The 10,086-nt window shown below is 67.7% G+C and carries 10 protein-coding genes; 6 read left to right on the top strand and 4 right to left on the bottom strand.

The window, feature by feature from the left end; all coding sequences use genetic code 11:
* Positions 1-147: 147 nt before the first annotated feature.
* Together AC57BR_RS05700 and AC57BR_RS05695 are read left to right on the top strand one after the other, a co-directional pair.
* A complete protein-coding gene (locus AC57BR_RS05700; RefSeq protein ID WP_496358794.1) occupies positions 148-1,890 on the top strand; it encodes an HNH endonuclease signature motif containing protein in 1,743 nt (580 codons plus the stop codon).
* A 114-nt stretch (positions 1,891-2,004) separates the two neighbouring features.
* Positions 2,005-2,499, top strand: a complete 495-nt coding sequence (locus tag AC57BR_RS05695) for a hypothetical protein (protein ID WP_496358793.1) — start codon at positions 2,005-2,007, stop codon at positions 2,497-2,499.
* 39 nt (positions 2,500-2,538) lie between these two features.
* On the opposite strand, the gene AC57BR_RS05690 is transcribed toward AC57BR_RS05695, so the two are convergent.
* From AC57BR_RS05690 to AC57BR_RS05680, 3 genes are all read right to left on the bottom strand, one after another.
* Positions 2,539-3,201 (bottom strand): hypothetical protein, encoded by a 663-nt coding sequence (locus tag AC57BR_RS05690; RefSeq protein ID WP_496358792.1) that lies wholly within the window; start codon positions 3,199-3,201, stop codon positions 2,539-2,541.
* A gap of 107 nt (positions 3,202-3,308) precedes the next feature.
* Positions 3,309-4,457: a winged helix DNA-binding domain-containing protein gene (locus AC57BR_RS05685; RefSeq protein ID WP_496358791.1), complete on the bottom strand. Its 1,149-nt coding sequence runs from the start codon at positions 4,455-4,457 to the stop codon at positions 3,309-3,311.
* Positions 4,458-4,525: 68 nt separating this feature from the next.
* Positions 4,526-5,398, bottom strand: a complete 873-nt coding sequence (locus AC57BR_RS05680) for an SGNH/GDSL hydrolase family protein (RefSeq protein ID WP_496358795.1) — start codon at positions 5,396-5,398, stop codon at positions 4,526-4,528.
* Between the two features lie 94 nt (positions 5,399-5,492).
* Here AC57BR_RS05680 and AC57BR_RS05675 point away from each other — a divergent pair, with 94 nt between their 5' ends.
* On the top strand, positions 5,493-6,143 hold the full coding sequence (locus tag AC57BR_RS05675; protein WP_496358790.1) for an alpha/beta hydrolase: 651 nt from the start codon (positions 5,493-5,495) through the stop codon (positions 6,141-6,143).
* A gap of 22 nt (positions 6,144-6,165) precedes the next feature.
* Here AC57BR_RS05675 and AC57BR_RS05670 read toward each other — a convergent pair whose 3' ends face one another.
* Positions 6,166-6,399: an RNA-binding S4 domain-containing protein gene (locus tag AC57BR_RS05670; protein ID WP_496358789.1), complete on the bottom strand. Its 234-nt coding sequence runs from the start codon at positions 6,397-6,399 to the stop codon at positions 6,166-6,168.
* 33 nt (positions 6,400-6,432) lie between these two features.
* On the opposite strand from AC57BR_RS05670, the gene AC57BR_RS05665 reads away from it, so the two are divergent.
* From AC57BR_RS05665 to AC57BR_RS05655, 3 genes are all read left to right on the top strand, one after another.
* A complete protein-coding gene (locus AC57BR_RS05665; protein WP_496358788.1) occupies positions 6,433-7,434 on the top strand; it encodes a DMT family transporter in 1,002 nt (333 codons plus the stop codon).
* 175 nt (positions 7,435-7,609) lie between these two features.
* Positions 7,610-8,995, top strand: a complete 1,386-nt coding sequence (locus AC57BR_RS05660) for a glycine--tRNA ligase (RefSeq protein ID WP_496358786.1) — start codon at positions 7,610-7,612, stop codon at positions 8,993-8,995.
* Positions 8,996-8,997: 2 nt separating this feature from the next.
* Positions 8,998-9,960, top strand: coding sequence for a GNAT family N-acetyltransferase (locus AC57BR_RS05655; RefSeq protein ID WP_496358785.1), 963 nt, complete (start codon positions 8,998-9,000; stop codon positions 9,958-9,960).
* The last annotated feature ends 126 nt before the right edge of the window (positions 9,961-10,086 follow it).

Here is a 10,086-nt window from a genome sequence, read left to right as displayed (position 1 = left end):
CATCTGGCCGCCGCGTTTACAGCAGTCATGTTGCGGCGGACAAATCAATTGGAAGACAAACCCTTCGGGCGTCAGTCAGTGGCAGAGTCACACCGCAACATAACCACTTCCATCATTACCGATGGTGGCCCGTGAAATGCTTCGGGTATGGAAAGCAGTGCAGCTGTGGAGACCGTGGAGGCCATTGACGCCTCCGTCTCTGCGCTGGCTGTTTTGGTCCGCCGCGGAACGGGAAGCCGGGCTGCCCGCGGGACGGACAGCCCGGACCGGGACGGTGTTGATCCGTTGCGGGACCAGGCGGACGGCTGCCTGGACGCGCTGGCCGAGCTAGCCAAACTGGAAGCGCGGATAGCGGCCCTGAAGGTGCACGTTGTCGCCGGCTATGCCAATGCTGAGAAAGCCATGACGCCACCGGCCGCGTCCACGCGGGACCGCACTGTCAGGGACATGGCCGTGAACGCCGAGGTTGCGTGTGCCCTGACCATCAGCGAACGCGCTGCCGGCGCCCTCTTGTTCGAGGCCAGTACCCTGACCACGGACCTGCCGGTGACCTTGTCCGCGCTGCAGGCCGGAACCGTGGCGTGGCAGCACGCCCGGATCATGGTGGACGAAACCCTGAACCTCGACCCGGCCGGGGCTGCGGCGTTGGAGGCCCACTTCCTGGACCCGGACGCGCCTGACCCCGCCCGCGGCTGCCCGGCCGGTGAGCTCGTCCCGTGCCGGTTCCGGGCGAAGGTCCGTATCTGGCGGGAGCGGCACCACCCGGTCAGCATCGAAACACGCCACACCCGCAGTGCCGCTGACCGTCGGGTGGAATACGCCCCGGACCGGGACGGGATGGCCTGGCTCTCGGCCTACCTGCCCGCCGCCCAGGCAGCCGGGATCTGGGACCGCACCACCGCCGCCGCCAGGGCCATGCAGGGGCCGGGCGAGGCCAGGACCCTCACCCAGCTCCGTGCCGATATCGCCTCGACCTGGCTCCTCACCGCAGGCCTCGCACCTGCCGGCGCCGGCGACGATAGGACGCAAACGGCCAGCACCGGCAGAGCATCGCGAGGTACCACCGGCGGGTCAACGGACCGTGCCGGGGGCGGCATGAACGGCCCATCCGAGTCTGACGGGAGCAGCGCCGCTGCCGGAGATGTGTTGGTTAGTTCGAGACCGCTCGATGGCGTGCCCTCGCCCGTGGCCCAGGTCCTGGTCACCGTTCCGGCGCTCTCTCTGCTTGGCCTGACCGAGGAGCCGGCCATGCTCGACGGCTATGGGCCGATCCCGCCCTCCATGGCACGTGCACTCGTTGCCGACGGGGCGCCATCGTTCCGGAGGGTGCTCACCGACCCCCGTGACGGCGCACCCCTCGAGATCGGACGGACCAGCTACCGCATCCCCATAGCACTGAGGCAATGGCTACGGCTCAGGGATGCCAAATGCACGTTCCCCGGCTGCAACAACCACTCCCTGGACAACGAGGCCGACCACCTCCTGGCCTGGGCCCGCGGCGGCCCCACCGGGATCAGCAACCTCGGCCAGCCATGCCCCAAGCATCACCGCCTCAAACACAACTCCGCCTGGACACCCACCGCCGCCAGCACCAACGACGCACCCGGATGGACCTCACCCGCCGGCCGCCGCTACGTCAGCGAACAACCCGACTGGGAACCACCCCACTGGCCACCAGACGTCCAGGCCATCCTTGGCGACCTCGACCCACCCGACGGACTCGACCCCGGCACGCCTGAAAACCCTGGAATACCCCGCCGCACCTGCCACTCCACCGCACCGCCACCCGCGGCCCCGACTACAGCCACACGCCTTGGCCGCAAGCGGGAACTGCTTGAGCACGCCAAATCTCTAAGGCGCGCGCGTCATCAGGACCCGCTTGTCGCGTAGGTGGAATTCCGGTGCGGGATTCGGCCTGGGGGTCAGTTTGCCGTGGCCGACCGGTCGAATGCATTGAGTCCCGGGAACCTATCTTCCGGGCGTGGCGGAACCTATGCTGGCCGCATGCTCCGGCTGCGAACCTTTGCATTTCTCACACTGTTGCTGCCGGCGCTCCTGCCGGTGACGGGCTGCGGCAGGGTTTGCCCGGGAAGCGGATGGAACAACTCCGCCACTGTGGCCCTGGCCGGGGATACCCGCAACGTCGCCTGGGTGCAGCTGTGCACACCGGAAGCGTGTTCCCGGGCAACTGAACGCCCCGCCCCGCAGCCGGTTCTTCCAACCCCGACCGCGACTCCGACCGGCGCCAACGGTCTTGGATTCCCGCCAGGTGGTGGTCCCGCCGTTCACCGCATCGTGGTCGAGAAGGTCGGCGCGGACACCTGGCGCTTTAGCTTCGACATGGACTCTCCCGGATCGGCGACTGTACGGGCCTTGGACGCCGCGGGCAGGATCCTCGCGGAGGAAAAGGTGTCATTGGTCTGGCAACGGACCGGTGGCACGGCCGAATGCGGCGGACCCTCGACGGCAGCACCTCTCACGCTGACAGTCAACAGATAGGGGTCGGTCGATAGCCGCAACGGCTACCAGCTTTTGCGCCTAACCGTTCATGATGTCGTTGCGCCGGGCCATGTACTCCTCCATGGAGATCTGGCCGTCGCTGTACTGCTGGTCCAGTTCGGCCAGCTTGCGCGCGCGGAAACCCTGTGGAGCCGACGGCGGCGGGGGAGTCGAGGGCCCCGGGCCAGTGGCTGGGGCCGGGTTCTGCTGTGGCTGGGGCGGGTTGGCCCGGTATTCCGGGCTGTCCTCATAGGGGACCGGCCCCTGCTGCCAGGAGGGTGCACCAGGGCCGCCGGGACCAGGCTGGGTGGGGTACGGCTGGTTCGGATATGACTGGTCCGGGTAGGGCTGGTTCGGGCCCGGCTGGGGGTATGGCGGGTACTGCTGACCCGGGTAGGGCTGGTTCAGGGGCGGAAGCTCTTCCCGGCCACGGCGCTGGGGAAACCCCAATCCACCGCTGAAGTAGTCCTGCTGCGTGTAGCCGTCCCGGGGCCGGTTGTCCGGCCGGCCCTGGAATGGGCCTCCGAACGGGCTGCCAGGCTGGTTGCCGAACTGGTCGTCGCCCTGGTTGGGAAACTGGCCGGGGTACTGTCCGGGCAGGCCGGGCCCCTGGTTCCGCTGTTGGACCGACCGCCGGTACATCCGCATGCCCATGGGAACCAGGACGGCCAGAATGATGATCCAGAAAAACAAGTCGAACACGGTGGGGCCTCTCGCTGAGTGTCCATTCCAGCTTAGTCCCGCCGGAGAACGCGTCCAGGATCCTTATGCCCAGAGCGCACGGCGTCACCGGAGAGAGGCTCTCGAACTCAGGTGCCTGCCGGAACCCGGACGGCCGGCAAACCGAGGAAGTCCCCGTACCTGGCCACTGCCACTTCCAGCGCATTTTCCAGTTCCCGTCCGAGCGGCCGGGAGAGCCGGATGTCCAGTTCGCAGCGCTGTGCGGCGGACCCCCGCCGTACCAGGGAATGCCGCCAGGAGCCTGCCTGGACCCCGTCGAGCAGGACCACATGCATCGGATTGTCGCCAAAGGGATACGCGGGCGCGGTCCCACCGAAATAGTGCCGTGAGACCGAATAGCCCATGATGTATTCGTCGTAGCACTGGACCAGGTCGATCTGTGGCCGCCCATCCCTGGCGCGCCCCGGTGCCTCCCCGCCGGACTCTGGCGGGCGGAGGTAGAACTCGGCGCCGTCGAAGCTGGCGGCAACGATGGCGCCCGGAGCGATCTCGTCCGCCAGTGCCAGCCCCTTGCGCACATCAGTCATCGTGAGTCCGGACCAGTCCGCGCAATCCCGGACGGTGGCAGGCCCGCGGCTCCCGAAATACCTCAGCGCCAGGGCCGCCAACGATTCCTCCCGCGAGAGCACGGCCGCCGGGGCAGCCCCGGCCACGCGCTCATCGAACGCGGCGTACGTCTGCCGCAGCGCGCCGCCCGGACTGCGGACGGGAGCGCCGCTCACCAGCACCCCGCTGATCTCGGCATGCATGATCAGGTAGGCGAGGACGAGTCCCTTGGCCGGGAAGCCCGCACCCTGCAGCCTGGCAGCCAGCTGCTCACGGGTGAGGTGCGCACCGCCGGCCACCGCTTCCGCCAGCACGTCGGCGCTCCGGGACGCTGCCGCCTCGTCGATCCCGGTCCTGCTGTACGTGCCGCCGTTCGCCTGGTGCAGCCGTGGTGCGGACAAGGCCCGGAGCCACGGCAGGTCATCGCGGTGCACGAAATGCCAGGTGGGGCGCAGGATGTGGGTCCGGAGGATCCGACCGTCGGAAACTGCCTGCTCCACATCGGCGGCCGTCGCGCCGTCGGTCCGCTGGGCCAGGGACCAGCGCGCGTAGGGGAACTCCTGCGCCTGGACCGCCAGCAGGTTTTTCACGGCTTCCTCGGCCGTGGCCGCCCGCGGCTCCCTCAGCTGCTGGCCGGCCAGCCGGGTCCGCAGCACCTCGTGGGGTTCCATGCCCGACGCCGCTCCTCACCTTTGGCAGTTCAGTCACCAACCAAGCCAATCGCCCCAGCCATTCACGGCTACTGCCGGACGGGATCGCCCAGGCCCAGCGGTCCTTCACCCGAACCCAACGGAACACCCGGACCGAACACGGGTCCCGGCGTCGGCCGTTTGGGGAGGATGCCGTCGCCGGAGGAGCGGTGGCGCAGCCGCCGGACCACCCACGGCACAAAGTACTCGCGAGCCCAGACCAGGTCTTCGCTGCGGGCCTCGCGCCAGCTGCGCGGCGGCAGCGGTTTCGGCACGAGCGGCTCCAGGCTGTGCTGGACGTTCAGTGCTTCGAGCACCATGGCGGCGATGGTGTGGTGTCCCAGCGGCGAGAAGTGCAGCCGGTCCTCGTTCCACATCTGCGGGTCTTTCAGCTGCCGGAGCGACCACATGTCGGCGATGATCGCGTCGTGCCGGGCGGCGATGGTGCGGAGGTTTTCGTTGTAGATGGCCACCTTGCTGCGGATCCGCCCCAGTACGGACGATCCTGTATCCGGACCGTTGAACAGCACCACGGTGGCTCCGCTCATCGTCAGCATCTGCACCACCGGGTCGAGCCGTTCGGCCAGGGCATCCGGGTCGCCGCCGGGCCGGATGAGGTCGTTCCCGCCGGCGGACAGCGTCACCAGGTCGGGCTTGAGGGCCAGACAGGGCGCCAGTTGCTGGTCGATGATCTGCTGCAGCAGCCGTCCCCGCACGGCAAGGTTTGCGTAGGCGAAATCCTCATGGCCCCGGCCGAGCTCCTCCGCCACCCGGTCCGCCCAGCCGCGGTAGCCGCCCGGGCTGCTGGGTTCGGGGTCGCCGATGCCTTCGGTAAAGGAATCGCCCATGGCCACATACCTGCTCCAGGGGTGCCGGTCCGCAGGCTCCTGGGATTCTTCTATGGGCTCTGGGGCTTGCTGCATGGTTTCGGTTCCGCTCACTTTCCCATCCTGTACCGTTACCGCCTGGCTACGCCACCGTAGGTTGTTACCAGCGGGTAACTGTAAGAATGGAGCCATGACTTTAGCCGACTCCTTTCCTGCCCCCGTTGTTCTGTGGTCCAAGCCTGAGGAAGCCAGGGCCGGCAAGCCACTGCTCGTCCTGCTGCACGGCTACGGCGCGAACGAGCAGGACCTCCTCAGCCTGGCTGACATGCTCCCTGACGACTTCGCGGTGGCATCGGTCCGCGCACCCATCGCCATGGGACCGGGCTTTTCCTGGTTCCCGCTGACCGGCTCGATCGAATATTCAGTCGACGCGGTCAAGGCAGCGTCAGCGTACGTGCTGGACTGGCTGGACACGGTCAAAGCCGACCACCCGTCCGTCACCCTTCTCGGGTTCTCGATGGGCATGGCCATGGCCACCACGCTGCTCCGGCAGCGGCCCGCTGACTTTGCCGCTGTCGTCGGACTGTCAGGTTTTGTGGTCAACGCGGATTCCGACGGCGAGTTCCGCGACGCCGAGCTGGACGGAACGGTGCCGCTGTTCTGGGGCCGGGACCAGCAGGACCCGGTCATCACGCCGGACAAGATCGAATACACGATGGACTGGGTACGCAAGCACGTAAAGCTGACCAAGGTCCTCTACACCGGCATGTGGCATGGCATCAACGCCCAGGAGGTCGGGCACGTGTCCGAGTTCCTCACCCACGAGGTGCTGAACAAGTAGGCCCTCCTACAGCAAAGAGCTTTTACGCCTGGGGAGCGCTGACCCGGACGGTCTGGCCGTTCACCGTCACCGTGTCCCCGTGGTGAAGCTGCCGGCCGCGCCGGTCATCGATCTCACCGTTGACCTTGACCAAGCCGTTCTTGATCAGCTCCGTTGCCTCCACGCCGTCCTCCACGAGGTTGGCGAGCTTCAGGAGCTGGCCCAGGCGGATCATGGTGTCGCGGATGGGGATCTCTTCGATTTCCGGGTTGCTCATACCAGTAATGATGCCTGACGTAAGGTGATACGAATGACCCATGCACCCCGGCTGCCCCTTGCCGTGGGCCTTCCTATGGCCGTGGCCTCCGGGCTTGCCATCCCCGTCCAGGGGCGCATCAACGGGGCCCTCGGTGCCCGCCTCGGGGACGGGATAGCCGCCGCCGTCGTCAGTTTCAGCACCGGACTGATCGTGATGGTCATCGTGTCCCTGCTGGCTCCGCGCGGGCGCGCCGGCCTGGCCCAAATCCTGCCCGCCCTGCGGGAACGCCGCTTCCCGCCGTACTACGCGCTCGCCGGCGGCATCGGCGCCTTCTTCGTTTTCGCCCAGTCCTTCACCGTGGGGCTGCTGGGCATCGCCCTCTTTACCGTGGCAACCGTCACCGGACAGACACTCAGCGGTCTGCTCGTGGACCGCCTGGGCATCGGCCCGGCCGGCAAGAAGTCCGTGACCGGCATCCGCGTCATCGGCTGCATCCTCACCATCGCGGCCGTCTCCTGGGCGGTTTCACCCCGGTTCGCCGGGGGCGGGGCGGGCGCTGCAGGCGCGGCCGGCGGCGGGGCTGCCGATCCCACAGCGCTCCTGCTGCCGATCATCCTGCCGGTTCTCGCCGGGTTCCTGATGAGCTTCCAGCAGGCCATGAACGGCACCGCCACCGTGCACTACGGAACCCCCATCGCGGCCACGCTGGTGAACTTCATCGCCGGCACCTGCGTGCTGTGGGTTGCCTGGTCCATCAAGGTGGCCGTCGCCGGTCCGGCCAACCCGCTGCCGGGGGAGTGGTGGTACTACCTCGGCGGGCCCATGGGCTGCGTCTTCATCGGCCTCGGCGCGCTGCTGGTTCGCAGCCTCGGCGTGCTGGTGACCGGACTGGGCATGATCGCCGGGCAGCTCCTGGGGTCGCTCGGCCTGGACCTGCTGGTGCCCACGCCGGGCACCGTGGTGGAGGCGGCCACGGTTTTGGGGACCCTGCTGACCCTCGCGTCCATCGTCGTGGCCACGCTGCCGTGGCCCCGCGGCGCCTTACGAAGATGAGCGGCGCCTTCCGGAGATGGGGGCGCGCCTTCCAGAGGCAGCTCCCGGTAGGCTAGGACACGCAGCTTCCTGCACAGTTTTCCCTTTCACACGCCCCCGCCCGGCATCCAGCCGCGGTCCAGGGCCAGAGACACCGCGGACCGCACCCAGCGGCCCTGTAGAAATTGGAGTTCCCATGGCAGCAAAATCCGTCCTCGACCAGGTCATTTCCCTTTCCAAGCGGAGAGGTTTCGTTTTCCAGGCCGGCGAGATCTACGGAGGCTCGCGTTCCGCTTGGGACTACGGACCCCTCGGTGCCGAGCTGAAGGAAAACATCAAGCGCCAGTGGTGGCAGTCAGTGGTGCGCGGCCGCGAAGACGTGGTGGGCCTGGACTCCTCCGTCATCCTGCCCCGCCAGGTATGGGAAGCCTCCGGCCACGTGGAGGTCTTCTCCGACCCCCTCGTCGAGTGCCTCTCCTGCCACAAGCGCTACCGCGCCGACCACCTCGAAGAGGAATACGAGGAGAAGAAGGGCCGGCCCGCCGAGAACGGCCTCAAGGACATCGCCTGCGCCAACTGCGGAACCCGCGGCGAATGGACCGAGCCGCAGGAATTCTCCGGACTCCTGAAGACCTTCCTGGGCCCCGTGGCCAGCGACGAAGGCCTGCACTACCTGCGCCCCGAAACCGCCCAGGGCATCTTCGTGAACTTCAGCAATGTGCTCACCACCTCCCGGAAGAAGCCGCCGTTCGGCATCGGCCAGATCGGCAAGTCCTTCCGCAACGAGATCACCCCGGGCAACTTCATCTTCCGCACCCGTGAGTTCGAGCAGATGGAAATGGAATTCTTCGTGGAGCCGGGCACGGACGAAGAGTGGCACCAGTACTGGATGAAGGAGCGCATGTCCTGGTACACGGACCTGGGCATCCGCGAGGAGAACCTGCGCTTCTTCGAGCACCCGCTGGACAAGCTCAGCCACTACTCCAAGGGCACCACGGACATCGAGTACCGCTTCGGTTTCCAGGGCTCCGAGTGGGGCGAGCTCGAAGGCATCGCCAACCGCACCGACTTTGACCTCTCCACGCACGCCAAGGCCTCCGGAACGGACCTCAGCTACTTCAACCAGGCCACCAACGAGCGGTACACGCCGTACGTGATTGAGCCGGCCGCCGGCCTGACCCGGTCCTTCATGGCCTTCCTCATCGACGCCTACACCGAGGACGAGGCCCCCAATGCCAAGGGCGGCGTGGACGTCCGCACGGTGCTCAAGCTTGACCCGCGGCTCGCCCCGGTGAAGGCCGCGGTGCTGCCGCTCAGCCGCAACGAGGACCTTTCCCCGAAGGCCAAGGACCTGGGCACCCAGCTGCGCAAGAACTGGAACATCGACTTCGACGACGCCGGCGCCATCGGCCGCCGCTACCGCCGCCAGGACGAGATCGGCACCCCGTTCTGCATCACGGTGGACTTCGACACGCTCGAGGACCAGGCGGTCACCATCCGTGAACGCGACACCATGAGCCAGGAACGCGTGTCCCTGGACAAGGTGGAGGGCTACCTGGCCGCACGGCTGATCGGCGCCTAGCCGTGGCGATCCAATACCGCGAATGGCGCGAGGGGGACGACCTCGCCCTGCTGGAGGTCTGGGGAGACCCGGAAACCGACCAGGCGGGGCAGTTCCGCGGCACCCTCGCGCCCTCGGGCAATGCCCCGTGGCGGCGCTGCATCGTGGCCGAGGACGTCGTCGACGGCGTGGCCATCCCGGTTGCCGCCGGCGTGGTCCACGAGGCCAGCCTGCACCCGGAGCGGCTGTGGGTGTACGTCGAAGTGGCGCGCGACCACCGCCGGGCCGGGATCGGCTCCACGGTGCTCATGATGCTGCGCCGCGAGGCGGAGGGATCGCCGTCGGGCGTTACCCGGCTGCGCTGCAAGGTGGAACCGGGCGCCACCGGCGCCGCTTTCGCAGAGGCGGCGGGGCTCACCCCGATCCAGCACACCCGGCTCGTCGTGGTGGAGCCGGCGGCCCTGAAGCTGCCCGTCTTCGGCGACGGTTCGGAGGAAGCGGCGTCCGAGCGCATCGAGGACCTGGCTACCGGGTCAGTGGAGCTTTCCGACGTCGTGGGCCGGTACTACTCGTCCGTCCACAGCTGGGACAGCCCTGGCGAGCTGGGCATCGGCACGGTGCAGAGGCTGTTCCTGGATGAGCTCAGCGGCGCGCACGGCGCGATCGTGCTGCGCGCCCCGAAAGCCAGCGCTTTCGGGTCCGGCGTGCCGGCAAGCCGCAAGGGCAAGATCCAGGCCTTCGCGATCAGCTATGCCCAAGGCAACTCTGACCACCCCTCCGATGTGTTCCTCGGCCACGAGCCGGAGCTGGACGCCGGCGAGGCAGAGGCCGCGGTCCGTGACCTCCTGGCCCTCATCGCGTACCAATACCCGGTGCTCATGGAAGTGGACGATTCAATGGCAGCGCTGCGCGCCGTCGTCGGGCCCCTGATGGAAGCGGGCAAGGCCCGCCGCCAGGGCTCCGAGACGTACGTCGTCTCCGACTGACCCATCTAATACGAAAGTAGGAGGGGGTTAGGCTGCGGTGACGGGGGTGATGGTGACTTCGTAGCCGAGGCTGTTGAGTTGTTTGATGGCGTTGTTCTTTGCTCTGGAGGGGCTGATCCGGGTGAA

Source organism: Arthrobacter sp. BGA-UO-ETr-C19 (assembly GCF_059568005.1).
The sequence above is the reverse complement of the archived record's forward strand: the minus strand, read 5'-3'. Positions and strand labels throughout refer to the sequence as shown.

Excerpts from the sequence above, each read along its gene's own strand:
- AC57BR_RS05700 (WP_496358794.1), top strand. The coding sequence starts at position 148 with ATGGAAAGCAGTGCAGCTGTGGAGACCGTGGAGGCCATTGACGCCTCC.
- AC57BR_RS05695 (WP_496358793.1), top strand. The coding sequence starts at position 2,005 with ATGCTCCGGCTGCGAACCTTTGCATTTCTCACACTGTTGCTGCCGGCG.
- AC57BR_RS05685 (WP_496358791.1), bottom strand. The coding sequence starts at position 4,457 with ATGGAACCCCACGAGGTGCTGCGGACCCGGCTGGCCGGCCAGCAGCTG.
- AC57BR_RS05680 (WP_496358795.1), bottom strand. The coding sequence starts at position 5,398 with ATGCAGCAAGCCCCAGAGCCCATAGAAGAATCCCAGGAGCCTGCGGAC.
- AC57BR_RS05675 (WP_496358790.1), top strand. The coding sequence starts at position 5,493 with ATGACTTTAGCCGACTCCTTTCCTGCCCCCGTTGTTCTGTGGTCCAAG.
- AC57BR_RS05670 (WP_496358789.1), bottom strand. The coding sequence starts at position 6,399 with ATGAGCAACCCGGAAATCGAAGAGATCCCCATCCGCGACACCATGATC.
- AC57BR_RS05665 (WP_496358788.1), top strand. The coding sequence starts at position 6,433 with ATGACCCATGCACCCCGGCTGCCCCTTGCCGTGGGCCTTCCTATGGCC.
- AC57BR_RS05660 (WP_496358786.1), top strand. The coding sequence starts at position 7,610 with ATGGCAGCAAAATCCGTCCTCGACCAGGTCATTTCCCTTTCCAAGCGG.